This window comes from Geodermatophilus sp. SYSU D00742 (assembly GCF_054049935.1).
In genome coordinates this window covers 11,537-35,936 of record NZ_JBJGYJ010000012.1, presented here as the reverse complement: position 1 = coordinate 35,936, position 24,400 = coordinate 11,537, and the positions used below count along the sequence as shown (strand labels likewise).

Annotated in this window: 28 protein-coding genes and 1 riboswitch; of the genes, 16 read left to right on the top strand and 12 right to left on the bottom strand. The window is 75.6% G+C overall.

Features of this window, described 5'->3' with window-relative positions; genetic code table 11:
- Positions 1-245 precede the first annotated feature (245 nt).
- Positions 246-851, bottom strand: a complete 606-nt coding sequence (locus ACI78V_RS10460; protein ID WP_456850835.1) for a class I SAM-dependent methyltransferase — start codon at positions 849-851, stop codon at positions 246-248.
- A gap of 125 nt (positions 852-976) precedes the next feature.
- Between ACI78V_RS10460 and ACI78V_RS10455 the strand changes: the two genes are divergently transcribed.
- Positions 977-1,120, top strand: a complete 144-nt coding sequence (locus ACI78V_RS10455) for a hypothetical protein (protein WP_456850834.1) — start codon at positions 977-979, stop codon at positions 1,118-1,120.
- On the opposite strand, the gene ACI78V_RS10450 is transcribed toward ACI78V_RS10455, so the two are convergent.
- The 6 genes from ACI78V_RS10450 to ACI78V_RS10425 form a co-directional block, all read right to left on the bottom strand.
- Complete coding sequence (locus tag ACI78V_RS10450; RefSeq protein WP_456850833.1) at positions 1,086-2,456, bottom strand: DNA polymerase IV; 1,371 nt, start codon at positions 2,454-2,456, stop codon at positions 1,086-1,088. The two genes, ACI78V_RS10455 and ACI78V_RS10450, sit on opposite strands and share 35 nt — an antisense overlap.
- 67 nt (positions 2,457-2,523) lie before the next feature.
- Positions 2,524-3,204: a TenA family protein gene (locus tag ACI78V_RS10445; RefSeq protein ID WP_456850832.1), complete on the bottom strand. Its 681-nt coding sequence runs from the start codon at positions 3,202-3,204 to the stop codon at positions 2,524-2,526.
- Entirely contained in the window at positions 3,201-4,022 is an 822-nt protein-coding gene (gene thiD / locus ACI78V_RS10440; protein WP_456850831.1) for a bifunctional hydroxymethylpyrimidine kinase/phosphomethylpyrimidine kinase, read from the bottom strand. The genes ACI78V_RS10445 and thiD overlap by 4 nt, the downstream gene beginning before the upstream one ends.
- Positions 4,019-4,690 (bottom strand): thiamine phosphate synthase, encoded by a 672-nt coding sequence (thiE, locus tag ACI78V_RS10435; RefSeq protein WP_456850830.1) that lies wholly within the window; start codon positions 4,688-4,690, stop codon positions 4,019-4,021. Before thiE ends, thiD begins: the two co-directional genes overlap by 4 nt.
- Positions 4,687-5,484: a hydroxyethylthiazole kinase gene (gene thiM / locus ACI78V_RS10430; protein ID WP_456850829.1), complete on the bottom strand. Its 798-nt coding sequence runs from the start codon at positions 5,482-5,484 to the stop codon at positions 4,687-4,689. The genes thiE and thiM overlap by 4 nt, the downstream gene beginning before the upstream one ends.
- Positions 5,477-5,573, bottom strand: a riboswitch (TPP riboswitch). It overlaps the preceding gene by 8 nt.
- Positions 5,574-5,597: 24 nt before the next feature.
- Positions 5,598-6,323 (bottom strand): DUF4386 domain-containing protein, encoded by a 726-nt coding sequence (locus ACI78V_RS10425; RefSeq protein WP_456850828.1) that lies wholly within the window; start codon positions 6,321-6,323, stop codon positions 5,598-5,600.
- A gap of 113 nt (positions 6,324-6,436) precedes the next feature.
- Between ACI78V_RS10425 and ACI78V_RS10420 the strand changes: the two genes are divergently transcribed.
- Positions 6,437-7,162: a TetR/AcrR family transcriptional regulator gene (locus ACI78V_RS10420; protein WP_456850827.1), complete on the top strand. Its 726-nt coding sequence runs from the start codon at positions 6,437-6,439 to the stop codon at positions 7,160-7,162.
- 15 nt (positions 7,163-7,177) lie between these two features.
- On the opposite strand, the gene ACI78V_RS10415 is transcribed toward ACI78V_RS10420, so the two are convergent.
- Positions 7,178-8,935, bottom strand: coding sequence for a helicase (locus ACI78V_RS10415; protein ID WP_456850826.1), 1,758 nt, complete (start codon positions 8,933-8,935; stop codon positions 7,178-7,180).
- A gap of 70 nt (positions 8,936-9,005) precedes the next feature.
- On the opposite strand from ACI78V_RS10415, the gene ACI78V_RS10410 reads away from it, so the two are divergent.
- From ACI78V_RS10410 to ACI78V_RS10385, 6 genes are all read left to right on the top strand, one after another.
- A complete protein-coding gene (locus tag ACI78V_RS10410; protein ID WP_456850825.1) occupies positions 9,006-9,866 on the top strand; it encodes an alpha/beta fold hydrolase in 861 nt (286 codons plus the stop codon).
- Positions 9,863-10,198 carry a YnfA family protein gene (locus ACI78V_RS10405; protein ID WP_456850824.1) on the top strand — a complete coding sequence of 112 codons (336 nt, stop codon included), beginning with the start codon at positions 9,863-9,865 and terminating at the stop codon, positions 10,196-10,198. The genes ACI78V_RS10410 and ACI78V_RS10405 overlap by 4 nt, the downstream gene beginning before the upstream one ends.
- A 155-nt stretch (positions 10,199-10,353) precedes the next feature.
- A complete protein-coding gene (locus ACI78V_RS10400) occupies positions 10,354-10,845 on the top strand; it encodes a DUF4190 domain-containing protein (protein ID WP_456850823.1) in 492 nt (163 codons plus the stop codon).
- A 68-nt stretch (positions 10,846-10,913) separates the two neighbouring features.
- A complete protein-coding gene (gene pgm, locus ACI78V_RS10395) occupies positions 10,914-12,548 on the top strand; it encodes a phosphoglucomutase (alpha-D-glucose-1,6-bisphosphate-dependent) (RefSeq protein WP_456850822.1) in 1,635 nt (544 codons plus the stop codon).
- Position 12,549: 1 nt separating this feature from the next.
- Complete coding sequence (locus ACI78V_RS10390) at positions 12,550-13,632, top strand: M20 family metallopeptidase (protein ID WP_456850821.1); 1,083 nt, start codon at positions 12,550-12,552, stop codon at positions 13,630-13,632.
- A 91-nt stretch (positions 13,633-13,723) separates the two neighbouring features.
- The gene (locus ACI78V_RS10385) at positions 13,724-14,422 is read left to right on the top strand and encodes a hypothetical protein (RefSeq protein WP_456850820.1); all 699 of its coding nucleotides are present in this window, start codon (positions 13,724-13,726) and stop codon (positions 14,420-14,422) included.
- A 4-nt stretch (positions 14,423-14,426) separates the two neighbouring features.
- Here ACI78V_RS10385 and ACI78V_RS10380 read toward each other — a convergent pair whose 3' ends face one another.
- Entirely contained in the window at positions 14,427-15,314 is an 888-nt protein-coding gene (locus ACI78V_RS10380) for a diguanylate cyclase domain-containing protein (protein ID WP_456850819.1), read from the bottom strand.
- Positions 15,315-15,454: 140 nt separating this feature from the next.
- Between ACI78V_RS10380 and ACI78V_RS10375 the strand changes: the two genes are divergently transcribed.
- The 3 genes from ACI78V_RS10375 to ACI78V_RS10365 all read left to right on the top strand — a co-directional run bounded on the left by ACI78V_RS10375 (position 15,455) and on the right by ACI78V_RS10365 (position 17,738).
- The gene (locus tag ACI78V_RS10375) at positions 15,455-16,390 is read left to right on the top strand and encodes a hydroxymethylglutaryl-CoA lyase (protein WP_456850818.1); all 936 of its coding nucleotides are present in this window, start codon (positions 15,455-15,457) and stop codon (positions 16,388-16,390) included.
- Between the two features lie 26 nt (positions 16,391-16,416).
- Complete coding sequence (locus ACI78V_RS10370; protein ID WP_456850817.1) at positions 16,417-16,938, top strand: flavin reductase family protein; 522 nt, start codon at positions 16,417-16,419, stop codon at positions 16,936-16,938.
- A 77-nt stretch (positions 16,939-17,015) separates the two neighbouring features.
- Positions 17,016-17,738: a hypothetical protein gene (locus tag ACI78V_RS10365; protein ID WP_456850816.1), complete on the top strand. Its 723-nt coding sequence runs from the start codon at positions 17,016-17,018 to the stop codon at positions 17,736-17,738.
- A gap of 9 nt (positions 17,739-17,747) precedes the next feature.
- Here ACI78V_RS10365 and ACI78V_RS10360 read toward each other — a convergent pair whose 3' ends face one another.
- The gene (locus ACI78V_RS10360) at positions 17,748-18,164 is read right to left on the bottom strand and encodes a hypothetical protein (protein ID WP_456850815.1); all 417 of its coding nucleotides are present in this window, start codon (positions 18,162-18,164) and stop codon (positions 17,748-17,750) included.
- Positions 18,157-18,522, bottom strand: coding sequence for a hypothetical protein (locus ACI78V_RS10355; protein WP_456850814.1), 366 nt, complete (start codon positions 18,520-18,522; stop codon positions 18,157-18,159). Before ACI78V_RS10355 ends, ACI78V_RS10360 begins: the two co-directional genes overlap by 8 nt.
- A gap of 135 nt (positions 18,523-18,657) precedes the next feature.
- Here ACI78V_RS10355 and ACI78V_RS10350 point away from each other — a divergent pair, with 135 nt between their 5' ends.
- The gene (locus ACI78V_RS10350) at positions 18,658-19,494 is read left to right on the top strand and encodes a PaaX family transcriptional regulator (RefSeq protein ID WP_456850813.1); all 837 of its coding nucleotides are present in this window, start codon (positions 18,658-18,660) and stop codon (positions 19,492-19,494) included.
- Here the strand turns inward: ACI78V_RS10350 and ACI78V_RS10345 are convergent.
- Entirely contained in the window at positions 19,464-20,456 is a 993-nt protein-coding gene (locus tag ACI78V_RS10345; RefSeq protein ID WP_456850812.1) for an aldo/keto reductase, read from the bottom strand. The genes ACI78V_RS10350 and ACI78V_RS10345 overlap by 31 nt on opposite strands.
- Positions 20,457-20,593: 137 nt before the next feature.
- Between ACI78V_RS10345 and ACI78V_RS10340 the strand changes: the two genes are divergently transcribed.
- The 4 genes from ACI78V_RS10340 to ACI78V_RS10325 are packed head-to-tail and all read left to right on the top strand — an operon-like array spanning position 20,594 to position 24,342.
- The gene (locus ACI78V_RS10340; protein WP_456850811.1) at positions 20,594-21,556 is read left to right on the top strand and encodes a siderophore ABC transporter substrate-binding protein; all 963 of its coding nucleotides are present in this window, start codon (positions 20,594-20,596) and stop codon (positions 21,554-21,556) included.
- A 10-nt stretch (positions 21,557-21,566) separates the two neighbouring features.
- Positions 21,567-22,604: an ABC transporter permease gene (locus ACI78V_RS10335; protein WP_456850810.1), complete on the top strand. Its 1,038-nt coding sequence runs from the start codon at positions 21,567-21,569 to the stop codon at positions 22,602-22,604.
- Complete coding sequence (locus tag ACI78V_RS10330; protein WP_456850809.1) at positions 22,601-23,587, top strand: iron chelate uptake ABC transporter family permease subunit; 987 nt, start codon at positions 22,601-22,603, stop codon at positions 23,585-23,587. Before ACI78V_RS10335 ends, ACI78V_RS10330 begins: the two co-directional genes overlap by 4 nt.
- Entirely contained in the window at positions 23,584-24,342 is a 759-nt protein-coding gene (locus ACI78V_RS10325; protein WP_456850808.1) for an iron ABC transporter ATP-binding protein, read from the top strand. Before ACI78V_RS10330 ends, ACI78V_RS10325 begins: the two co-directional genes overlap by 4 nt.
- The last annotated feature ends 58 nt before the right edge of the window (positions 24,343-24,400 follow it).

The following is a 24,400-nucleotide window of genomic DNA, read 5'->3' as shown; positions in this document are numbered from 1 at the left end:
TCGTCGTCGGGGTCGGCCGGCTGGTGGGGTCGCGAACCGCCCACCCATCGACACGACCCCGACCCGGGGGTACGACGGTCCCCGGCCGCTGACCAGCACGGACACCGATGGGGACCGGCGCGGGAAGTGGACGCATGAGGAGGTGCGGTCACGGCGGACCCGCCGTCGGAACGCGCCGCCACGCACACCACCGTCGGCGGAGCGCCCACCGGCGCCGGCGACTCAGTCGGGCGGAGATGCCGAGGTCAGGCGGGGCGGAGGACGGCGACCAGGAAGTCCGACGAGGGGGTGAACGGCCGCAGGTCCCAGGTCGCCAGCAGGAGGTCCGGCGCCCACCCACCGGTCCGGGCGTCGTCGAGGAAGTCGTCGAACGCGTAGCCCCGGCCCGCGCCGAAGCCGATCGCGGCACGGCCGTCGGTGGCGACGTGTGCCCGCAGCCGCTCCAGCACCGTCACCCGGGTCGACGGTGCCAGGAACGTCATGACGTTGCCGGCGCAGACGATCGCGTCGAAGGGCGCCGTGACGCCCACCGCCGCCAGGTCCAGCTCGGCGAGGTCGCCGACCAGCCACCGTGGACCGGGGTGGTCCTCCTCGGCGGCGGCGATCAGCACCGGGTCGACGTCCACGCCGACGACGTCGTGCCCCGCCTCGGCCAGCCGGCCACCCACCCGGCCGGGCCCGCAGCCCGCGTCGAGCACCCGGGAACGGCGCGGCAGGAGCGCGTCCACGAGCCGCGCCTCACCCCCCAGGTCGGCGCCCTGCTCGGCCATGGTGCGGAACCGCTGGACGTAGGCCGCCGAGTGCCCCGGGTCCTCTCGCGTCATCCGCACCCATGCGCTCTGGTCGACCATGCGCCCATGATCGCCCCCGGCCCCGACGGGACTGCCACCCGGCTCCCAGGCCCCGTCCAGGCTGCCGTCGCACGCTCGCAGGCGCAGGCGGTCCACCGGGGCCCGCCGGACGACGGGAGGCGGACGTGACCACGACCAGCACCGAGCGCAGGATCCGGCGGCGCATGCGCACCCGCACCCTCACGCCCCCGACCGACGGCGTCCTCCCGGCCGACCGCGCCGTCGGCCAGGACCTCACGGTGCCGGGCGGGCCGGTGCCCCCGCGGTGACCCGCCAGTCCGGCGGCTCGGCGACGTGCAGCGCCGGGTCGTCGGCGGCGAGGGTGCGCACCGGCCCGGGCGGCGTGCCGGGGCCCTCGAAGCGCACCGTGACCCGCCCCAGGCCCCGCCCCCACACCCAGCCGGGGCCGAGTTGGTCGTGCCGGACGTCCTGGCCCGGCCACCAGCGCTGCTCCGCGGGCAGCGGGTCGGCCGGGTCCTCGACCGGGTCGTCGGCCGACAGCGGCTCCTCGTCGGCCGGGGGGGCGTCGTCGGCCGCGAACAGGTCCCCCTGCGCGTAGGGCGACAGCCCCGAGACGCCGACGCCGAGCAGCCGCAGCCCGCCGGCGGTGCCGGCCTCGGTGAGCAGCCGGCGCGCGATCGTGGCGATCGCCCGCGGGTCGTCGGTCGGCTGGGGCAGCGTCTGCGAGCGGGTGAGCGTGGTGAAGTCGTAGCGGCGCAGCTTGAGCGTCACCGTCCGCCCCGACAGGGCGGCGTCGCGCAGCCGCGTGGCCACCCGCCCGGCCATCGTGTCGATCTCCCGCGTGAGGACGGCGACGTCGGTGAGGTCGCGCTCGAACGTCGACTCCTGCGACACCGACTTCGCGCCCCGCTCGGCGACCACCGGCCGGTCGTCCTCGGCGCGGGCCAGCGCGTACAGGCCCGCGCCGTGCGCCCGCCCGACCAGCGCCACCAGGTCCGGCAGCGACCGGGCGGCGAGGTCGGCCACGGTCTTGACGCCGACCTGGTGCAGCCGCTCGGCGGTGGCGGGGCCGACCCCGCCCAGCCGGGTCACCGGCAGCGGGTGCAGGACCTCCAGCTCCCGGCCCGGGCGGACGACGACCAGCCCGTCGGGCTTGTCGAGGTCGGAGGCGATCTTGGCCATGAGCTTCGACGACCCGATGCCGACCGACCCGGTGACCCCGCCGGTCGCCGCCGCGATCGCCTCCTTCAACCGGCGCCCGAGCGCGGTCACGCCGTCCACCGAGAGGTCGTGCGGCCCGCCGGCGGCGAGGTCCACGTAGGCCTCGTCCAGCGAGGCGGGCTCGACCAGCGGGGAGAGCTCGCGCAGCAGCTCCATGACGACGTCGGAGGTGCGCCGGTAGGCCGAGAACCGGCCGCCGAGGAAGGCCGTCCCCGCCGGGCAGCGCCGCCGCGCCTCCGCCGTGGACATCGCCGAGCGCGCCCCGTAGGCCCGCGCCTCGTAGGACGCCGTCGCCACCACCCCGCGGCCCCCGACCCCGCCGACCACCACCGGGCGCCCGCGCAGCGACGGCTTGTCGCGCTGCTCGACCGCGGCGAAGAAGGCGTCGAGGTCCAGGTGGAGGATGCTCGCCTCCCGCCGCACGCCCCACCTCCTCGCTGTCGCCGGCCACCCCCATGGTCGCCCGTCGTCCGACCGGGTGACGCGGGGGTCAGCCGAGCGCGTCGGGCCAGGTCTCCCGCTGGTGCGCCGAGCGCCAGAACTCCAGCTCGTACCGGGTGGCGACGGTGAACGCGCGCCGCATCGCCGGCTCCGCGTCGGGGGACGCCTCGGCCGCCGCGTCGGCGAGCGCGCGCGCCCGGCGGGCGGACTGCTGGAACTCCGCGGAGTCGTACACGGCGACCCAGCGCAGGAACGGGTGCCCGGGGACGAGCCCGGCGGTCCGCGCCAGGCGTGCGCCGACGTCGGCGTACACCCAGTAGCAGGGCAGGACGGCCGCGGCGCCCACGGCGTACGGGGCCGTGGCCGCGGTGGCCACCAGGTAGGAGACGTAGGCCAGGCAGGTGGGCGAGTGCACCGGCCCGCCGGCCGTGCGGTCGGCCGCGGGGAGCCCGGCGGACAACAGGTCGGCCTGCACCTGCCGCTCCACCGTCGCGGTGGCGGCCGCGGACGTCGTCCAGAAGGACGCGGCGGCGGAGTCCGGAGCGCGGGCCCCCAGCAGCGCCAGCGCCCGCGCGTAGTCGGCGAGGTACAGGCCGTCCTGCTCCAGGTAGTGCCGGAACGCGGCCGGGGCGAGGGTGCCCGCCCCCAGCTCGGCCAGGAACGGCAGGCCGTCGATGGCCGCTCGCAGCCCGGCGGTGCCCGCCCAGGCGCGCTCGCTGAACGAGCTCACGACGGCCAGATGCCGGCGAAGTGGTGCACCGGACCCGCCCCCGAGCCGATGCCGAGCCCGACCCCGCCGGCCAGTGCCGCCTGCAGGTAGTCCCGCGCCCGCTCCACCAGCGGCGGCCAGTCGCCGGCACCGTGGCGGGCGGCCAGCGCGGCCAGCGCCGAGGACAGCGTGCAGCCGGTGCCGTGGGTGGCCGTGGTCGCCACCCGGGGCCGCCGGGTGCGGACGGCGCCGTCGGCGGTGACCAGGACGTCGACGCTCTCCTCGCCGCCCAGGTGGCCGCCCTTGAGCAGCACCGCCCGCGGCCCCAGCGCCAGCAGCGCCTCGCCCTGCGTGACCAGCCCGTCGACGTCGGCGGCGGGCGCGGTGTCCAGCAGCGCCGCCGCCTCGGGCACGTTGGGGGTGACCAGGTCGGCCAGCGGCAGGAGCGTGGTGCGCACGGCGTCCACCGCGGGCTCGTCGATGAGCCGGTGCCCGCTGGTCGACACCATCACCGGGTCGCACACCACCGGGCCCGTGGGGCGGGCGGCCAGGACGCCGGCCACCGCGGCCACCACCTCCGCCGTCCCGAGCATGCCGAGCTTCGTGGCGTGCACCGGGACGTCGTCGAGCAGCGTGTGCAGCTGCTGGGCGACGAACTCCGCCGGCACCGGGTGCACGCCGGTCACCCCGCGGGTGTTCTGCGCGGTGAGCGCGGTCAGCACCGCCGTCCCGTAGGCGCCGAGGGCGCTGAAGGTCTTGAGGTCGGCCTGGATGCCGGCCCCGCCGCTGGGGTCGCTGCCGGCGACGGTCAGCGCGACGGGCACGGTCGGCGTGGTCACCGGTGTGCCCCCACGGCCCGGCCGGCCGCGATCTGCGCGCGCAGGGCACGGGCCGCCGCCTCGGGGTCGGCCGCCGCGCAGATCGCCGACACCACGCAGATGCCGTCCACCCCGGTGCGGGCGACGGCGGCCGCCCGGCCGGTGTCGATGCCGCCGATCGCCACCGCGGCCAGGCCGCCGGTGCGCGCCGCCGCGGCCAGCGCCGCGGTGCCCTCGAGGCCCAGCCCCGGCGCGGCGTCCGGCTTGGTCGGGGTGGGCCAGACCGGGCTGAGCCCGACGACGTCGACGGTGCCGGCCGGCAGGGCCAGCGCCGCGTCGAGCTCGGCGGCCGAGGAGACGCTCACCCCGACCAGCCGGCCCGGGCCGAGCAGCGCGCGGGTCTCCGTCGGTGGCAGGTCGTCCTGGCCGACGTGCACGCCGTCGGCGCCTGCGACCAGGGCGACGTCCACCGCGTCGTTGACCACCACGGGGACGTCGGGCCGGTCGGCCAGCGCCGCCTGCACCGCCCGGGTGAGCGCCAGCAGCTCCCGGCGGGCGGCGGTCTTGTCCCGCACCTGGACGGCGGTGACGCCGCCGGCCACCGCGGCGCGGACGACGTCGGCGACCGGCCGCGGGGAGCACAGCGCGGAGTCGGTGACCAGGTAGAGGGTGGGGTCGAACCGGGTCACCGGTGGTCCCGGAGGTCGGCCCGGGCCAGGGAGTCGCCGTCGAGGGTGTCGAGCGCGTCGAGCCAGGCCGGGGCGAAGGTGCCCGGGCCGTCGGCGACGTCGGCGGCGACCTCGGCGGCCAGCGCGACGTGGGCGTGCGCGGCCACTGTCCCGGTGATCGCGTCGCCGGTCGCGGCGACGTAGGCGGCCACCAGCGCGCCCAGGGCACACCCGGCGCCGGTGGTGCGGGTGAGCAGCACCGAGCCGCCGCCCACGCGGACCGTGCGCCGTCCGTCGGTGACCAGGTCGACCTCGCCGCTGACGGCCACCACCCCGCCGGTCCGGCGGGCCAGCTCGGCTGCCGCCGGGGCTGCGGCGTCGGCGCCGGCGGTGCTGTCGACCCCCCGGCCGCCGCCGCCCGCGCCCGCCAGTGCCATCACCTCCGAGGCGTTGCCGCGGACCACCGTGGGCCGCGCCTCGACCAGCTCGGCGGCGAGGCCGGTGCGGAAGGCCAGCGCGCCCACGGCGACCGGGTCGAGCACCCAGGGCGTCCCTGCCGCACCCGCCGACCGGGCCGCCAGGCGCATCGCCTCGGCGGTGCGGGCGTTGACCGTGCCCACGTTGACCAGCACGGCCGAGGCGACGGCGGCGAAGTCGGCGGCCTCCTCGGGGGCGTCGACCATCGCCGGTGCCGCGCCCGCGGCCAGCAGGGCGTTGGCGGTGAAGGCCTGCACGACCGTGTTGGTCAGGCAGTGCACCAGGGGGGTGGTGGCGCGCAGGGCCGCCCGGGCCGCGCGCAGGTCGTCGGCATCCATGCCGTGACATCCCTTCGCCAGTACGAACTGGAGCAGGTTCGACGGGTGTGCTCTCAGTCCCCTGCCGGGGGACACCCCGTGTCACTTCGCCGCCGAACCTAACAGCCGGACGGTCAGGCGGCGGCGGTCACCGCGGGCCGCGCGACCGGAGCGGCCGGTCCGCCGGCGAGCACGGGAGACGGCCGGAAGCCCCGGGCGATCAGGAAGACGGCGAGGCTCATCTCCCAGGCGGCGACGGGGAGGGCGGCGGCCATGCCCCACACGGAGACCTGCTCGTAGAGGCCGAACAGGACCGCGGTCGACGACGCGAACACCAGCGGGCCACCGACCAGGCCGAGGACGGCGATCCAGCGTGGCACGAGCCGGGACCGGTACACGAGAGACGCCAGCAGCAGGCTGTTGACGCCGATGACGAGCCCGGGGCCGAGCAGGAAGGTCCAGTCGTGGACGGCGACGAGCGCCTCGGCGACCGCCACGAGGGCCCGGTCGTCCGCGCCTCCGGTGGACGCCTCGCGGAGGGTCACCACCGCGAGGACGGCCACGATGCCGACGGTGATCAGCGCCGCCTCCAGCAGGCGCCCGCAGACGTAGCCGAGTGCGACGCCCTCGTCCTGTCCCCGCACCACCGGGTAGAGCGCGACCGCGGTGCCGATGCAGGAGGCGGCGAGGACGACCTCGAGGAAACCGCCCCACAGCACGCGCGTGTCGGCTCCCGCCCCGAGGACGTACCCGGGGTCCCCCAGCACCGGCTGGTAGAGCGCCAGCGCGATGACCGCGGTGACGGCCGCGACGACGAAGAACACCCCCGCGACGACGGCGGACCCCCTGTGCGAGCTCATGGCCTTTCCTCCATTCTTCCGGTGTACGGCGTACACCCGTGGTCCGGACGTTAGGTGTACGCCGTACACCTGTCAAGGTCCTAGGCTCGGGCGTCGCGACGGGAGGTGGTCGGATGGCCCAGCGGGAGGGCGTGCGCCGGGCGCCGCTCAGCAGGGAGCGCGTGCTGGGGGCGGCGGTGGCACTGGCCGACGACGCGGGCATCGCCGCGGTGAGCATGCGGCGGCTGGCCCAGGAGCTCGGCGTGGTGCCGATGGCGCTGTACAAGCACGTCGCGAACAAGGACGAGCTGCTCGACGGCATGGTCGACGTCGTCATCGGCGAGGTGGAGCCGGTGGACCCGGCGTCGGGGTGGAGGGACGCCGTCCGCCGGCGCGTGCTCTCGGCGCGGGCGGCGGTGCTGCGCCACCCGTGGGCGCGGCAGGCGATCGAGTCCCGCACCCGCCGGACCGCTGCGGTCCTCGGGTACATGGACTCCGTCGCCGGCCTGTTCCTGGCCGGGGGCTTCTCCGCCGACCTGACCCACCACGTGATGCACACGCTGGGCAACCGCATCTGGGGGTTCAGCCCGGAGCTGTTCGACGAGCCGCCGGGCGCCGACGCACCGGCGCCGACCCGTGCGGAGCAGGAGGCCGTGGCGGCGGAGTTCGCGCAGCGCTACCCGCACATCCTCGAGATCGCCACGGTCGCGACCCGGGGCGACCTGTCCGGTCCCGGCTCGGGCTGCGACGAGCAGTTCGAGTTCGAGTTCGCCCTCGACCTGCTCCTCGACGGGTTCGACCGCCTCCGGCAGCACGGCTGGAGCTCTGCCCGGGCGCGCTCGACCGTCGGGCCCGGGTGAGGCGCCCGGGCCGGCTCAGGCGTCGGTGAGGGCGGTCGCCGGCAGCCAGTCGGCGTCCAGCAGCTCGGCGATCTCCTGCAGGGACGACGTGTCCGCGCCGGCCGTCGAGCCGCTGACCGCCAGCCGCTCCACCATCACGCGGGCCACCTGCTCCTCCACGGTGTCCTCGGCGAAGGCCACCCGCCACGGTGAGACCTGCCCGTCGCGGTGGGTGCGGCCGGTGACCTGCCGCGCCTGGATGCCGGAGAACCGCGGCTGGTGGAACAGCCCGACCCGCGGGGTCGTGGAGGCGGTCGTCCCGTCGGGCAGGAGCTCGCCGGCGTGCAGGCTGATGGAGGCGGTGACGGTGAGGACGCAGACCGGGGCCGCCCCGGTCTGGAAGCGCAGCCGCTCGGCCTCGACGTCGAACCGGTCGCGGCCGTAGACCGCGGCGACCGGCACCCCGCTGTCCAGCAGCGCCTCGCGGATCGGGTCGGCCGCCGTCTCGACGAACTCCACCGAGACCGCGACCTGCCGCTCCGCCTCCACCTGCGCCTTGACCCAGTCCACGGTCGCCTGGGCCCGGATCAGCCCGGCCTTCTGCCGGAACCGCAGCAGCGCCGCGCGGCCCCGGGCGCTCTGGCGGGCGCGCCGGGCCAACCGCATCTCGGCTCGGAACTCCTGCCACTCGGAGTCGTAGGCGGCCCGCTCGGCCGGCGTCAGGGCGACCGGCGTCCCGGTGACCGACACCGGTCCCCACGGCGCCGGCCGGTGCAGCGTGGCCGGCGGGGTCCCGTCGGCCAGCCAGCCCTGGAGCCGGGCGAGGTCGGCGCGGCGCTCGTCGGCGTCCTCGGTCCAGGCCCAGCCGTAGCGACCCCGTTCCACGTGGAACCCGTGCTCGGCCAGCCGGCCGGGCAGGTCGGCCCAGGCCCGCAACGGCTCCCCGTGCCGCCGGGCGAACTCCGGGGCCAGGTAGGGCAGCTCGAGCGGTGTGTGCGCCGGCGTGGCGGTGGCCGCGATGACGAACGGCGCGTTCTGGACCCGGCCGGCGCCGGAGACGGCCTTCCAGTGCTTCCACCGCTGCGTCGTCGTGTGCCGCACCATGTGCGCCTCGTCGGCGATGACGACGTCGAAGCGCAGCCCCGTCCTCTGCAGCCCCGCGATCTTGGCCAGCCGGTCCCAGGTGGTGACGCACCAGCGCAGGCCGCCGTCGCCGAACCCGGCGATCGAGCGGGTCCAGTGCGGGATGGTGATCGCGGCGGGACGGTCGGCGACCACGAGGACGGTGCGCCCGCCGCGCTGCGCGGCGACCTCCCGGGCGGCCAGGACGGCGGTGCCGGTCTTGCCCACGCCGGGGTCGTCGCCGAGGAGGAAGACCCGGTGTCCGGCCCTCGCCGAGGCCGCGATCGCCGCCGCTCCGGTCACCTGCTCGTCGCGGGGCCGCAGCGGGTGGCCGGCCGGGACCGGGCGCGGCGCGGCGTTGAGCTCGTCCTCCAGGAAGCGCTCGAAGGTGTACGGCGCCGGGTCGTGGGGCGCCAGCTCCGGCGGCAGCTCGCGGCCGACCCAGACGTGCGCCTGCAGGTCCGGACGCCACTGCGCCCCCGGGGCCGGCGCCCGGAACGGGACGGCGAGCACCCACACCCGCTCCCCCGGCCCGGCGACCGGCCGCTGCGGGGCGGGCTCGGCGGCCCGACGGGGAGCCGGTCGCCGGCGGGCGGTGGTGCTCGTCCGCGTCGTGCTGCTGCGCGTGGTGCTGGTGGACCGGGTCGTCGTCCGGCGGCGCCGTCCGGGCATGGGTGTGCTCCCCCTTCGTCGGCCGTCGACGGTAGGTCGGTCGGACGACGGGATCTGGTGGAATCGCCGGGTGACGACGAACTCCGACGAGCGGCTGCACGCCCGGACGCTCGGGGACGCGGGCCCACGCGTGGTGTTCGTGCACGGACTGTTCGGCCAAGGGAAGAACTGGACGACGATCGCCAGGGGGCTGTCCGGGGACCACCGGGTCACCCTGCTCGACCTGCCCAACCACGGGCACTCGCCCTGGACCGACCGGGTCGACTACGTGGACATGACCGAGTTGGTCGCCGCGGAGCTGGCCTCGTTCGGGGAGCCGGTGACCCTCGTGGGGCACTCGATGGGCGGCAAGGTGTCGATGCAGCTCGCCCTGCGCCACCCGGAGCTGCTGCGCGCCCTCGTCGTCGTCGACATCGCACCCACGGAGTACCCCGTGTCCGGCGGCCGCACCGACGACGAGGACGAGGAGGCCTCCCCGTTCGGTGCCTACATCGCCGCGATGCGGGAACTGGACCTCGGCGCGCTGACCAGCCGGGAGGACGCCGACGCCGCGCTGCGGTCGGCCGTCCCGAGCCGGATGGTGCGCTCCTTCCTCCTGCAGAGCCTGGTCCGCGAGGGGTTGGGCGAGGGCGGCGGCTGGCGGTGGCGGCTGAACCTGGAGCTCCTCGAGCGCGACCTGGGGGAGCTGCGCGGCTTCCCCGAGCCGCCGCCCGGCGCCCGCTACGAGGGGCCGGTGCTGTGGATCGCCGGAGCGAACTCCCACTACGTGCTGCCCCAGGACCGTGAGCGCATGGACGACCTGTTCCCGAGCACCCGTCTCGTGCGGATCAAGAACGCCGGCCACTGGGTGCACTCGGAGCAGCCGGAGGTCTTCCTGGAGACGGTCAGGCGCTTCCTGGCCGCGGTCGAGCAGCGGGACGGCGCGGCGTGACCGTCACGCGGTCGGTGCTGCTGTTCGGCCTGGCCGCGCTGGCCGAGATCGGCGGGGCCTGGCTGGTGTGGCAGGGCGTGCGGGAGTCGCGCGGGTGGCTGTGGATCGGTGCCGGCGTGGTCGCCCTCGGCCTGTACGGGTTCGTCGCGACGCTGCAGCCGGACGCGCAGTTCGGGCGCATCCTCGCCGCGTACGGCGGGGTGTTCATCGCCGGGTCGCTGGTCTGGGGCATGGTGGCCGACGGCTTCCGCCCGGACCGGTACGACGTCATCGGCGCCCTGATCTGCCTGGTCGGTGTCGCCGTGATCATGTACGCCCCGCGCGCCGGCTGAGCCCGCCCGCCCGGCCACCGCCCCTCACCCGACAGGGGTGTCGGAGCTGCGTCCCGGGGCGGGCGACTCGTACGGTTCCGCCGGCACCCGTGGTCAGGCGGGTGGGACCGTCGACACGCTCCGGTGCCGGCGCCGGGACGACGGGGGACGAGCAGATGGCACACCACGACCGCTGGCAGGAGCCCGGTCCCGAGCACGGCGACCGCGGGTGGGAGCCGGCCGGCGGTGGCCAGGCCCCGGGGTCGTACGGCGCCCATCCGTCGGGGCCCACGCCGCAGGGCGGGCCCCACGCGGGTCACCCCTGGGAGCCCGCCCCGCAGGCGGCCCCGTACGGTCCGCCGCCCTTCCCGCCGCCGGGGGGCGTCCCGGCCGCCTACGGCCAGCCCTACGGGCCGCCGTACGCGTACCCGTACGCGCCGCCCCAGCGCACCAACGGCCTCGCGATCGCCTCGATGGTCCTGGGCATCCTCTGGCTGTACTGGATCGGCAGCGTCCTCGCGCTGGTCTTCGGCTACGTCGCGAAGAGCCAGATCCGCGAGCGGAGGGAGGGCGGTGCCGGCATGGCGACCGCCGGCATCGTGCTCGGCTGGGTGGGCATCGGCATCCTCGGGCTGGCCTTCGTCGCGGGCATCGCCTCCTCCGTCTGAGGCCCCGACTCGCCGGACCGGGTGCAGCCGGCTCGCGGCGCGCGGACAGCACGGCCAAGATCAGCGGCATGACCGACCCGCGTGCCGGACAGCCGGCAGCCCCCAGCGACCTGGTCGACGTCGCCTCGCTGGTCACCGCCTACTACACGCTGGAGCCCGACCCGTCGGACCCGGCGCAGCAGGTGGCGTTCGGCACCAGCGGCCACCGCGGGTCGGCGTTCGACGCTGCGTTCAACGAGGCGCACATCGTCGCGACCACCCAGGCCATCTGCGAGTACCGGGCGGCGCAGGGCTACGACGGACCGCTGTTCGTCGGCCGCGACACCCATGCGCTGTCCGAGCCGGCCTGGGCCAGCGCGCTCGAGGTGCTCGTCGCCAACGACGTCCCCGTGCTGGTCGACGCCGCGGACCGGTACACCCCCACCCCGGCGGTGAGCCACGCGATCCTGCGGGCCAACCGGGGGAAGAGCAGCGGCCTGGCCGACGGCATCGTCGTCACCCCGTCGCACAACCCGCCCCGCGACGGCGGCTTCAAGTACAACCCGCCGTCCGGCGGCCCGGCCGACACCGACGCGACGAAGACCATCGCCGACCGCGCGAACGACCTCCTGCGCGCCGGCCTGGCGGGCGTGAAGCGGATCCCCTTCTCGCGGGCGCGCGCCGCGGCACGGGCCCACGACTTCCTCGGCGACTACGTCGACGACCTGCCGAGCGTGCTGGACCTGGACGCCGTCCGGGAGGCGGGTGTGCGGATCGGCGCCGACCCCCTCGGCGGCGCCAGCGTCGACTACTGGGCCGCCATCGCCGAACGGCACCGCCTCGACCTGACCGTGGTCAACCCGCTGGTCGACCCCACCTGGCGGTTCATGACGCTGGACTGGGACGGCAAGATCCGCATGGACTGCTCGTCGCCGAGTGCCATGGCCTCGCTCATCGGCAAGCGTGCCGACTACGCGATCGCCACGGGCAACGACGCCGACGCCGACCGGCACGGCATCGTCACCCCCCATGGCGGGCTGATGAACCCCAACCACTACCTCGCCGTCGCGATCGAGTACCTCTACACCCACCGCGACGGCTGGTCCCCGCGCACCGCCGTCGGCAAGACCCTGGTGTCGTCGTCGCTCATCGACCGCGTCGCCGCCGGGCTCGGCCGCCACCTGGTGGAGGTGCCGGTGGGCTTCAAGTGGTTCGTGCCCGGGCTGCTCGACGGCTCGGTCGGCTTCGGCGGCGAGGAGTCCGCGGGCGCCTCGTTCCTGCGCCGCGACGGCGGCGTCTGGACGACGGACAAGGACGGCATCCTGCTCGCGCTGCTGGCCAGCGAGATCCAGGCGGTGACCGGCCGCTCGCCGTCCCAGCTGCACGCGGAGCTGACCGCCCGGTACGGGGAGTCGGCGTACGCGCGGGTCGACGCCCCGGCCACCCGCGAGCAGAAGGCGAAGCTCGGCAGGCTGTCCCCGGAGGACGTGACGGCGACCGAGCTGGCCGGCGAGCCGATCACCGCGAAGCTCACCCGGGCGCCGGGCAACGACGCCTCGATCGGCGGGCTCAAGGTCACCACCCGGAACGCCTGGTTCGCCGCCCGTCCCTCCGGCACCGAGGACGTCTACAAGGTCTACGCCGAGTCCTTCCAGGGCCCCGACCACCTGGCGCGGGTGCAGCAGGAGGCCCGCGCCGTCGTCACCGCCGCCCTCGGTGGCTGACGTGGCCCCGCTCGACCTGACGGCGCTGGTGCGGGAGCTGGTGGGCCGGACGACGGTGTCCGGCGACGCCGCCGCCCAGCGCGACACCCTCGGCGCGCTCACCGAGGTGCTGCGCGAGCGGGCGCCGCACCTGGAGGTCACCGAGGGCCGCGACCCCGACCACCCCTGGACCCTGCTGCGCACCCCCACCGACCCGGCCCGCCGGCAGCTGCTGCTGGCCTGCCACGTCGACACCGTGCCGGTGCCCGACCCGGCCGCGTGGTCCCGTGACCCGTTCGGCGCCGAGCTGGACGGCGGCCGGGTGTGGGGCCGCGGCGGCAGCGACATGAAGGCCGGGGTGGTCGCCGCGGCCGCCGCGCTCGCCGCCGCCGACCCGCAGACGCCGGTCGCGCTGCTGCTCACCAGCGACGAGGAGATCGGCTCGAAGGGCGCGGCCGCCGCGGCCGCAGCGGTCGCCGACCAGTCGGTGGGGGCGGTGGTCGTGCCGGAGGCGACCGGCAACCAGGTCGTCCTCGGCCACAAGGGCGCGCTGTGGCTGGCCGTCCGCACCGCCGGGCGGGCGGCGCACGGCAGCACCCCGGAGCGCGGGCACAACGCCGTCCTGGACCTGGTCGCCGTGCTCGCGCGGGCGGGGGACGCGCTGCCGTTCCGCACCGACCCGTTCCTCGGCACCGAGACCTGGAACCCCGGCGTCGTCGCCGGCGGGACCGTGCCCAACGTCGTCCCCGACCGCGCCGAGGTGGTCGTCGACATGCGCACCGTCGCCGACGGGGACGAGCTGCTCGCCTGGTGGCGGGGCCAGCCGGAGGTCGCCGACGTCGACGTGCGGGTCGACCTGCCGCCGGTCGGCACCCCGGCCGACGACCCGTGGGTCGCCTCGCTGCCGGCGGCGGTGCTGCCCTCCCCGGCCACCTACTTCACCGACGCCTCCGTGCTGGGACAGGTGGTCGGCGGGGCGCCGATCGTCGTCTGGGGCCCCGGCACCCCCGCGGTCATGCACGCCGTCGACGAGTACGTGGAGCTGGCCGAGCTGGAGCAGGCCGCCGCCGCGTTCACCGACGTCGTCACCCGCTGGCGCGGCTGAGGCTCCCGTCTGCGGTGCGGCGGCGCGGCTCCCGCCCCGGACCCACCGCGCCTGCACGGCGGGAGCCGCGGCCGGCGGCACACTGAGCGGCATGCACGGGGACGCACAGCCGCAGGAGTGGGACGCCGTCCCGCCGGGACAGCAGACACCCCTGGCGGGCTACGGCCCGCCGCCCGGGTACGCGCCCCCGCCCGGGTACGCGCCCGTGCCGGGGTACGCGGCGCCGGCGTACGGACCGCCGCCCGGGTACGCGCCCCCGTCCGGGTACGCGGCGCCGGCGTACGGACCGCCGCCCGGGTACGCACCGCCCCCGGCGGGCCACGGCTGGGGCTGGCCGCCGGTACCGGCTGCCTGGCCGGACGGCCCCGGGCGGCCCGGCGTCGCGACCGCGGCCATCGTGCTCGGCTTCGTCACCGGCGGGCTCACCGCCCTGGTCTCGCTCGGGTTCCTCGTGGCCGTCGCCGGCGGTGAGGACGACGCCGCGACGGTGCTCCTGCTGCTCGGCCTGCCCTGCGCGGCCGGGCTCCTCGCGGGCGCGGCCCAGCTGCTGCGCCGCCGTCCGCCGACCCTGCTGTTCGGCTCGGCACTGGCCGCGGTCGGGGTCCTGCTGCTGGCCCTGCTCGTCGGGTCCGCGACGCTCGGGGACGGCGACCGGGCCGGGCTGACGGTGTTCCTGCTCCTCGCCGCCCCGCTGCCGGTGCTGACCGCGGTCTACGCCCGGCTCGGCCGGGTGACCGGCTGGGCGACCGCCGGCGGGCACCCCGTCGGAGGCCGGCCCACCGGACCGTGAGCGTTCAGCGCCGGCGCGCGGTCTTGTCGGCGTACATGGCGTCGTCGGCCTCACGGATGAGCAGCTCGTAGGCCAGCTCCGGATCGGTGCCGCCGGCGACCGTTCCGATCCCGATGCTCATGCCCAGCGGCACGGTCACCCCGTCGATCGACAGCGGCTCGGTCAGGGTGCTCCGCAGCCGGTCGGCCAGCGCCTCGGCGTCGGCCCGCTCGCTGTTCTCGCAGACGATGCTGAACTCGTCGCCGCCCACCCGTGCGGCCGTGTCGCTGGAGCGCAGCACCGAGGTCAGCCGTTCGGCGAAGCCGACGAGCACCGCGTCGCCGACCGGGTGGCCGTACTGGTCGTTGATCTCCTTGAACCCGTCGAGGTCGATGCCCAGCACGCAGGTCGGGGTGCGCTCCCGGTGGCCGCGCTCCAGGGCGTGCCGCAGCCGGTCACCGAACAGGATGCGGTTGGGCAACCCGGTCAGCGGGTCGTGCATCGACCGGTGCACGAGCGCGGCCTCCAGGGCCTTGCGCTCGGTGATGTCCTCCACGATCACCACCAGGTGCGGCGGGTCACCATCCGGCGTCCCGTCGACCCACGACGAGGTCAGCTGCACGGGCACCGCGGTGCCGTCGGCCCGCACGAGCCGGGTCTCGTGCCGCATCGTCCGGTGTCGGGTGAGCAGCTCGGCGTAGGCCTCCTGCGCGGCGGTGACCTCCTCGGGGTGCACCAGACCGAGGACCGAACGGCCGTAGAGGTCCTCGCCCGTGCGGCCCAGCATGGTGGTGAAGGCGGGGTTGGCGTCGACCAGGAGGCCGGCGGGGGTGGCGAGCACGATCCCCATGGGCGCGTTGGCGAACGCACTCCCGCGGTCCGCGGGGGGCAACGTGCCCACCGTCTTGGTCACATCCCACCTCCGTGCCGGACATCCTGCACGTACACCGGCCTGTTGCTGCAGGTTCTCGACGCGGGGGTGTGCCCACGGGCGTTCCACGTGGAACCTCGGGACGGTGCAGGATGGGGGGCCGGGCGTGTGAGGGGGTTGCCGTGAACGAGTTCGACCTGGTGCTGCCGGCCGCTGTGGACATCCGGGAGGTCGGCATGCGCGACGGCCTCCAGCTCGAGGCGCCGGTGCCCCTCGAGGCCAAGCTGGAGATGCTGGAGGCCCTGGTGGCGACCGGCGTCCGCCGGATCGAGGCGACGTCCTTCGTCTCGCCGCGGGCGGTCCCCGCGCTGGCCGACGCCGACCGGGTGGCCGCGGAGCTGTCCCGGTGGGGGAACGTGCACTGGTCTGCCCTGGTGGCCAACCCCCGGGGCGCCACCCGCGCGGTGGACGCCGGTGTGGCCGACCTGGAGTACGTCGTCTCCGCCTCCGACGGGCACAGCCGGGCCAACGCCGGGCGCTCCACCGCCGAGGCCGTCGGTGCGGTCGGCGAGATCGCCGGCCTGGCCCACGGCGCCGGCGGCTCGCTGGAGGTCGTCATCGCCACCGCGTGGGACTGCCCCTTCGACGGCCGCACGCCCATCCCCCGGACCGTCGACGTCGCCCGGGCCGCGGTCACCGCGGGCGCCGACGCGCTGTGCCTCGGCGACACCATCGGGACGACCACCCCGCTGCGCGTGGTCCAGCTGCTCGACGCCGTCCGCCGGGCCTGCCCGGGGGTGCCGGTCGGTGTGCACTTCCACGACACCCGCGGCACCGGGCAGGCCAACGCGCTGGCCGCCGTCCAGGCCGGGGTGACCCAGCTGGACTCGTCGGTCGGCGGCCTCGGCGGCTGCCCGTTCGCCCCGGGCGCCAGTGGCAACATCGCCACCGAGGAACTGGTCTACATGCTCGAGGAGTCCGGCGTGCGCACCGGCCTGGACCTCGACGCCGTCCTCGCCGCGGCCCGGGTCACCGAGCAGGCCGTCGGCCACGAGCTGCCCAGTTCGCTGTACCGGGCCGGCGGCCGGTCGGTGCCCCGTCCGGCACCCGTCGGCTGAGCCCGGCGCGTGGTTGGCTGGAGGCCATGAGCGAGCCGGGGTCCCCGCTGGACGGCGTCGTCGAGGTCGTCGACCCGACCCTCATGCGCGAGGTGCTGGGGCACTTCGCCTCCGGGGTCACCGTGGTCACCGCGCTCGACGACGAGGAGCCGATCGGTTTCACCTGCCAGTCGTTCAGCTCGCTGTCGCTGGACCCGCCGCTGGTCGTCTTCGCCCCGGCGCGGACGTCGCGCACCTGGCCGCGGCTGCGCGAGCTCGGCCGCTTCTGCGTCAACGTCCTGGCGGAGGACCAGGGCGGGCTGTCGGCGGCGTTCGCCCGCTCCGGCAGTGACAAGTTCGCCGGCGTCCACTGGCGGCCCAGCCGGCTCGGCCAGCCCGTGCTCGACGACGTCGTCGCCTGGATCGACTGCGAGCTGTGGGCCGAGTACGACGGCGGTGACCACACCCTCGTCGCGGCCCGCGTGCTCGACCTCGGTGCCGACGCACGGCGACGTCCCCTGCTGTTCCACCGCGGCGCCTACGGCCTGCTCGAGGGCCCGCGCGGCTGACCCGTCGCCGCGGGCAGGTGTGGGGACGACGCGGGCGGGCACCCACGTCCTGCACCGTCCGAGAGGAGACGACCGCCATGGGACTGCTCGACCGGCTCTTCGGCCGCCGCCGGCGGGACGACGAGGGCTACGCGCAGGGCTACTCGCGCGGCTACGACGGCTACGACTCGACCCCGCCGCCCCCGACCGGGCGCTCGGAGGACGAGAGGGCGATCGAGCGCTACCGCTACCTGCTGCGGACCGCCCCACCGGACCAGATCGAGGAGGCCCACGCGGAGGCGTTCGCCAAGCTCACCCCGGAGCAGCGCCGGCAGGTGCTCGACCAGCTCGCGGCCGCCGGTGAGCAGGCGCGCGGCGACGACCCGCGCAGCCTGGCCAGGGCCGCCACGCGGGCCGAGGTGCGCCGTCCGGGCACGCTGGAGCGGGCCTTCGGGGGCCACGGCGGCCCCGGCTACGGCGGTCCGGGCTACGGCGGTCCGGGCTACGGCGGTCCGGGCTACGGCGGTCCGGGCTACGGCGGCGGGTACGGCCCGAGCTTCGGCAGCATGATGGGCGCCAGCCTCCTGGGCACCGTGGGCGGCCTGGTGGTCGGGACGGCGGTCGCCGACGCGCTGTTCGACACCGGTCTCGGGGACGGAGGCCTGTTCGGCGGCGGCGACGAGGAGACCTACGCCGCGGGCTACGCCGACGGCGGGGACCACGGCGGCGACCCGGGGGGCGACTTCGCCGGCGGCGCCGACGCCGGCGGGTGGGACGGCGGCGGCGACTTCGGGGGCGGGGACTTCGGCGGCGAGTTCTGAGCCGCCGCCCTACCGCGGGAGGACGCGGGCAGGGGCGCCACGGCGCAGCCACAGCAGGCCGAGGACCGGCAGCACCAGCGGGATGAACAGGTAGCCGCGCCCGTAGGCCGACCACACCGTCTCGTCGGGGAAGGCCGCCGGGTCCAGCACCGACAGCGTGCCCACCACCAGCACGCCGGCCAGCTCCACCGAGCAGGCCACGAGGGCGGTGCGCCGACCGCCCCGGGCGAAGGCGACCGTGGCCACCACGTAGACGACCGCGGCCAGCGCCGACAGCAGGTAGGCGACCGGTGCCTCGTGGAACCGGGTGGCCAGCTGGACGGCGGCCCGGGCGCCCGCGGCCAGGGCGAACACCCCGTAGACGGCCACGAGCACCCGCCCCGGCCCACCCGCGGTCGCGTCGTCGGTCCGTCCCGGTTCAGCCACCGGTCGCCTCCCACAGTTGCACCAGCCGCCAGATCATGACCGCCACCGCGCCCGCCGCGACGGCCAGCACCGTGCCCGCCCAGCGCGTCGGCTCCGAGCGGGCCCACAGCCCGCCGGCGACCGGCAGCAGCACGACGCCGCCCAGGTAACCGAGGAACGTGGGCGTGTCCGCCGGGTGCTGCCCCCGCACCAGCAGGACGACGGCGACCACCGTCTGCACCAGCAGCAGCGCCTCCAGCAGCGCCGTCCCCCACAGGTGCAGCAGGCCGATCCGCCGCCGCGCCACGGTCGAGACCACGCCGGCCAGGGCCACCGCGGCGGCGACCACCGTCACCGCCACCACGAGCGCCGGGATCACCGGGGGGACCTCGCGGGGACGGCGCTGAGCACGGATGTCATCCTCCCGCGTGGGGGAGACGACCCGGGTACCGCCCTGCCCCGGGTCGCAGACCGCGCGGGCGCGCTCAGCGGGGGGTGCGCCGGGAGGATCGTCATGACCGTCCGCGACCTGGTGGTCGACCTCTTCTCCGAGCACGTCGACGCCGTCACCGACGAGCCGGTCCGGCTCCGGTCCCTGGTGACGCTGCTCGACCACTTCGACGTCGCGGAGCCGACGTCGCGCATGACGACGGCCGCGCTGCGCCGCTCCGGCTGGCTGGCTGCCTCCCGGCGCGGCCGGGAGACGCTGTACAGCCCCACCCAGGTCCTGCGCGACGCCGTCCGGACGCGGTGGCGCCGGCTGGACGAGCGGCTCGCGCCCTGGGACGGCCGCTGGCGCATGGTGATCTACACCGTGCCCGAGACCGACCGGTCGGCCCGGGAACGGGTGCGCCGCACCCTCACCCGGCACGGGTTCGGCCCGCTCGCCCCGGCGACCTGGCTCTCACCGCACCGGGTGGCCCTCGACGACGTCCGCAAGGAGCTGGCCGGGGAGCCGATCAGCCGGCTGGACCTGCTCACCGCCCAGGTCACCGGGGAGGCCGGCGGCTCCGACACCGACCTGGCCGCCCGCTGCTGGGACCTGCAGGCGGTCGCGGCGGCCTACCGCCAGGAGACCGCCCGCCTGCGCGCCGTGCTGGCCGCGCCCGTCCCCGACGGCCCCCAGGCGCTGGTCACCCACCTCCGGGCGCTGGCCGCGGTCCGACGTGCCTGCGCCGGCGACCCGATGCTGCCCGACGCCCTGCGGCCTCCGGGGTGGCCCGGCGCGGAGCTCCGGCGGACCTGGGAGGAGCTGTGCGCCCGGCTGCACGGCCCGGCGCGCGCGCACGTCGCCGCCGTCCTCGACCGGCCGCGCTCGGCTCAGCGGTGCACGGTCGACATGTCCGGGTAGCGGTCCCCCGCGGCGGCGCCGGCGGGAGCGGCCTCGTCGAGCCGGCGCAGGTCGTCGTCGGTCAGCCGGACGTCGGCGGCCGCGGCGTTCTCCTCGAGGTAGCGCACCCGCTTGGTCCCGGGGATCGGCACGATCACCGGCCGGCCGTCGCGGTCGCTCCGGGCCATCACCCAGGCCAGCGCGAGCTGGCCGGCAGTGACGCCCTTCTCGTCGGCGATGCCGCGCACCCGGTCGACCAGCTCCAGGTTCCGTGCCAGAACCTCGGCCTGGAACCGCGGGTTGCGCCGGCGGAAGTCGTCGGGCGCGAGGTCGTCGAGGCTGCGGATCTGCCCCGACAGGAAGCCGCGGCCCAGCGGCGAGTACGCCACGAAGCCGATCCCGAGCTCGGCGCAGGTGGCCAGCACGCCGTCGTCCTCGGGGTCGCGGGTCCACAGTGAGTACTCCGTCTGCACCGCGGTCACCGGTTGCACCGCGTGCGCCCGGCGGATGGTCTCCGGCGCGGCCTCGGAGATGCCGACGTGCCGGACCTTGCCCGCGTCGACCAGTTCCCGCAGTGCGCCCCAGGTGTCCTCGACCGGCACGGTGGTGTCCACCCGGTGCTGGTAGTAGAGGTCGATGACGTCGACGCCCAGCCGCTGCAGCGAGGCGTCGCACGCCCGCCGGACGTAGTCGGGCCGGCCGTTGATGCCGCGGAAGGACCCGTCCTCGCCACGCTCGTTGCCGAACTTGGTGGCCAGGACGACCTCGTCGCGGCGCCCGGCGATCGCACGGCCGACCAGCCGCTCGTTGGTGAACGGCCCGTACATGTCCGCGGTGTCCAGGAAGGTGACGCCCAGGTCCAGCGCCCGGGCGATCGTCCGCTCCGCCTCCACCTGGTCGCCGGTTCCGTAGAACTCGCTCATCCCCATGCAGCCGAGCCCCTGGGCCGAGACGGGGAGCCCGCCGAGTGTGCGCATCTCCATGGCCCCTCCCCTGCCCGGTGACCCGGCGGGCCAACCGGCGCACGGGGACCCGGTTGACAGGCGGTGCGGGTGGTGTGACAGGTTAGGTCAGCCTCACTTAGCCAAGCCTCACCTCATGCTGGTCCGACAGGAGCACGATGCGCACGACTGCCCGGCCGCTGGCCGCCCTCTCCCTGACCGCGGCCGCCGCCCTCGCCCTCAGTGCCTGCGGCGGGGGAGGCACCGACGCCCAGGCGGCGTCCGGGTCCACCGACTCCACCCCCACCGAGGTCACGGTCACCCACGCCCAGGGCGAGACCACCGTGCCGGTCGACCCGGAGACGGTCGTGGTCTTCGACGTCGGCGTCATCTCCACCCTCGACAGCCTGGACGTCGAGATCGCCGGTGTGCCCGACGCGGTCTTCCCCGAGTCGCTGTCCCGGTACGGCGGGGACGAGTACGCCAAGGTCGGCTCCCTGTTCGAGCCCGACTACGAGGCGGTCAACGCCCTCGAGCCCGACCTGATCGTCGTGGCCGGGCGCTCCGCCGCGGTCTACCCCGAACTGGCCGAGATCGCGCCGACGATCGACCTGACCGTCGACAACTCCGACTTCCTGACCTCCTTCGAGGAGCGCGTGACGACCCTCGCCGAGGTCTTCGGGGAGGAGGACGCCGTCGCGCAGCGGCTGGAGGCCCTCGAGGCTCGTGTCGCCGAGGTCTCCGAGACCGCCCAGGGTGCCGGCGAGGCGCTGTTGGTGATGACCAACGCCGGCGAGCTCAGCGCCTACGGGCCCGACACCCGCTTCGGTCTGGTCTTCAACGAGCTCGGCCTCACCCCGGCCGACGACGACCTGACCGCCGCCGACCACGGCGACGCCATCTCCTTCGAGTACCTCGCCGAGACCGACCCGGACATCCTGCTGGTCCTCGACCGGGACGCCGCGATCGGCGAGAGCGGCACCACCGCGCAACAGGTGCTCGACAACGAGCTCGTCCACGGCACGACGGCCTGGACCGACGACGACGTGCACTACCTCGACTCGAGCGTCTGGTACATCGCCCCGAACGGTCTGCCGTCGGTCGAGCAGATGGTCGAGGAGATCGCCGCGGCGGTCGAGTGACCCGCCCGGCATGACCTCGCCCACACCCGGCACCACCGGCGACGCCGCACCCGCAGACCAGCGGGTGCGGCGTCGCCGCGGTGTCCAGCGCCGGCACGTGGCGGTGGGCCTCGTCGCCCTCGTCCTCGGCGCCGGCGCCTCGCTGTTCATCGGCGTCAGCGACCTGACGCCGCTGGACCTCCTGGACCCCGACGACCACGAGGCGCTGGTCCTGTGGACCAGCCGGGTGCCGCGGCTGGCCGCGATCCTGCTGGCCGGCTCGGCGATGGCCGTCGCCGGGCTGGTGATGATGCACCTCACCCGCAACCGCTTCGTCTCCCCGCACACCGCCGGCACGACGGAGTGGGCCGGCCTCGGCCTCGTGGTCGCCACGCTGCTGTTCGGCAGTACCTCGGTCTCCGGGAAGATGGCCATCGCGATCGTCTTCGCGGTGGTCGGGACCTTCCTCTTCCTGTACCTGCTCCAGCGGATCGTGTTCTCCGACATGATCGTCGTCCCGCTGGTCGGGATCATGCTCGGCGGCGTGGTGAGCGCGGCCACCACGTTCCTGGCCTACCGCTTCGACCTCCTGCAGAGCCTCGACGCCTGGACCAACGGCGACTTCTCCGGCGTGCTGTCCGGGCGCTACGAGCTGCTCTACCTCGTGCTGGGCGCGACGGTGGTGGCCTACCTCTACGCCGACCGGTTCTCCATCGCCGGCATGGGCGAGACCTTCGCGATCAACCTCGGCATCGCCTACACCCGGGTGGTCACGGTTGGGCTCGTCCTCGTGTCGGTGGTCACCGCCATCGTGGTGGTCACCGTCGGCTCCATCCCGTTCCTGGGCCTGGTCGTGCCCAACCTGGTCACGCTGGCGATGGGCGACAACCTGCGCCGGGTGCTGCCGGTGACCGCGCTCGCGGGCGCGGCGTTCGTCCTCGTCTGCGACGTGGTGGGGCGGACGATCCGCCACCCCTACGAGATCCCGGTGGGCACCGTGGGTGGCGTCGTCGGCGGGGTGCTGTTCATCGGCCTGCTGCTGCGGGCCCGGACGAGGGGCGTGGCGTGAGCACGCTCGTCACGACGACGCCGCGGCGGGCCGTCCGCCGTCCCGGCCGCACCCTCGCCGTCCTCGGCGTACTGACGGTGGTGGTCGTCGTCGCCTTCCTCACCGTCGACGTCACCGGCTCCTGGGACTACGCGCTGGCGCAGCGCGGCCGCCGGCTGGCCGCCATGGTCGTGGTCGCCGTCGCCGTGGCGGTCTCGACGGTGCTGTTCCAGACCGTCACCAACAACCGCATCCTGACGCCGAGCATCATGGGCTTCGACGCCCTGTTCGTGCTGATCCAGACCGTCGGCGTCTTCCTCCTCGGCGCCTCGACCGTCACCGCCACCGACCCCCGGCTGCGGTTCGCCCTCGAGGTCGTGGCGCTGGTGCTGTTCGGCGCCGGGCTCTACCGCCTGCTGTTCAGCCGCACCGAGCGCGACCTGTACGTGCTGGTCCTGGTCGGCATCGTGCTCGGCACGTCGTTCACCAGCCTCACCCTGCTGGTCTCCCGGCTGATCGACCCGAACGAGTTCCTCACCCTGCAGGACATGCTCTTCGCGTCGTTCACCACGGTCGACCGGCAGCTGCTCGCACTCTCCGCCGTCCTCGTCGCCCTGGTGACGGTCGCCGTGTGGCGGTTGCTCCCCCGGCTGGACGTCGTCGCGCTGGGCCGGGACACCGCGATCGGACTCGGCGTGGAGCACCGGCAGGTGGTCAACCGGGCCCTGCTGGCCGTCGCCGTGCTGGTGGCGGTCGCGACCGCGCTGGTCGGCCCGATCACCTTCCTCGGCCTGCTCGTGGCCAACCTGGCCCGCCAGCTGCTCGCGACCTTCCGGCACGCGTGGGTGCTGCCCGGCGCGACGCTGCTGGGCGTGCTCGCCCTGGTCGGGGGCCAGCTGGTGCTCGAGCGGGTGTTCGGCCTGACCACCACCCTGTCGGTGGTCATCAACTTCGTGGGCGGGATCGTCTTCATCGCCCTGCTGATCAGGGAGTCCCGGCTGTGATCGAGATCGAGTCCGTCTGCAAGTCCTACGGCGCGGCCCGGGTCGTGGACGACGTCTCACTGACGATCCCGTCCGGCGGCATCACCTCGCTGATCGGCGCCAACGGGGCCGGCAAGTCCACGCTGCTGTCGATCGTCGCCCGGCTGCTGCCGGCCGACTCCGGCCGGGTCGTCGTCGACGGCATGGACGTGGCGACGACGCCGTCGGCGGTGCTCGCCCGCCGCCTGGCCGTGCTCCGCCAGGAGAACGCGATGTCGGTACGGCTCACCGTCCGCGAGCTCGTCGCCTTCGGCCGGTTCCCGCACTCCGGCGGCCGGCTCACCGCGGAGGACCGCAGGCACGTCGACGAGGCCATCGGGTACTTCGAGCTCGGGGCCCTGGCCGACCGGCACCTCGACCAGCTCTCCGGCGGCCAGCGGCAGCGCGCCTACGTGGCCATGGTGATGTGCCAGGGGACCGACTACGTGCTGCTCGACGAGCCGCTGAACAACCTGGACATGCGGCATGCCGTGCAGATGATGCGGATGCTGCGCCGGCTCGCCGACGAGCTCGGCCGCACCGTCGTCCTCGTCGTCCACGACGTGAACGTCGCCTCCTGCTACTCCGACCGGATCGTCGCCATGCGCGACGGGCACCTGATCGCACACGGCCCGACCGACGAGCTGATGACGCCGGAGCTGCTGCGCAAGGTGTTCGACGTCGACGTGGAGGTGCACGAGCTGGACGGCCGGCGGATCGGCGTCCCCTGGGGCTGACGTCGGGCCCGCGCGGCGGCGGAGTCGGCCGCCGCCGTCCCTCCGTTCCACGTGGAAC

Bases quoted from the DNA above. Each gene is read 5' to 3' on its own strand.
- ACI78V_RS10460 (WP_456850835.1), bottom strand. From the start codon at position 851: ATGGTCGACCAGAGCGCATGGGTGCGGATGACGCGAGAGGACCCGGGG.
- thiM (WP_456850829.1), bottom strand. From the start codon at position 5,484: ATGGATGCCGACGACCTGCGCGCGGCCCGGGCGGCCCTGCGCGCCACC.
- ACI78V_RS10425 (WP_456850828.1), bottom strand. From the start codon at position 6,323: ATGAGCTCGCACAGGGGGTCCGCCGTCGTCGCGGGGGTGTTCTTCGTC.
- ACI78V_RS10420 (WP_456850827.1), top strand. From the start codon at position 6,437: ATGGCCCAGCGGGAGGGCGTGCGCCGGGCGCCGCTCAGCAGGGAGCGC.
- ACI78V_RS10415 (WP_456850826.1), bottom strand. From the start codon at position 8,935: ATGCCCGGACGGCGCCGCCGGACGACGACCCGGTCCACCAGCACCACG.
- ACI78V_RS10400 (WP_456850823.1), top strand. From the start codon at position 10,354: ATGGCACACCACGACCGCTGGCAGGAGCCCGGTCCCGAGCACGGCGAC.
- pgm (WP_456850822.1), top strand. From the start codon at position 10,914: ATGACCGACCCGCGTGCCGGACAGCCGGCAGCCCCCAGCGACCTGGTC.
- ACI78V_RS10385 (WP_456850820.1), top strand. From the start codon at position 13,724: ATGCACGGGGACGCACAGCCGCAGGAGTGGGACGCCGTCCCGCCGGGA.
- ACI78V_RS10370 (WP_456850817.1), top strand. From the start codon at position 16,417: ATGAGCGAGCCGGGGTCCCCGCTGGACGGCGTCGTCGAGGTCGTCGAC.
- ACI78V_RS10365 (WP_456850816.1), top strand. From the start codon at position 17,016: ATGGGACTGCTCGACCGGCTCTTCGGCCGCCGCCGGCGGGACGACGAG.
- ACI78V_RS10350 (WP_456850813.1), top strand. From the start codon at position 18,658: ATGACCGTCCGCGACCTGGTGGTCGACCTCTTCTCCGAGCACGTCGAC.
- ACI78V_RS10345 (WP_456850812.1), bottom strand. From the start codon at position 20,456: ATGGAGATGCGCACACTCGGCGGGCTCCCCGTCTCGGCCCAGGGGCTC.
- ACI78V_RS10340 (WP_456850811.1), top strand. From the start codon at position 20,594: ATGCGCACGACTGCCCGGCCGCTGGCCGCCCTCTCCCTGACCGCGGCC.
- ACI78V_RS10335 (WP_456850810.1), top strand. From the start codon at position 21,567: ATGACCTCGCCCACACCCGGCACCACCGGCGACGCCGCACCCGCAGAC.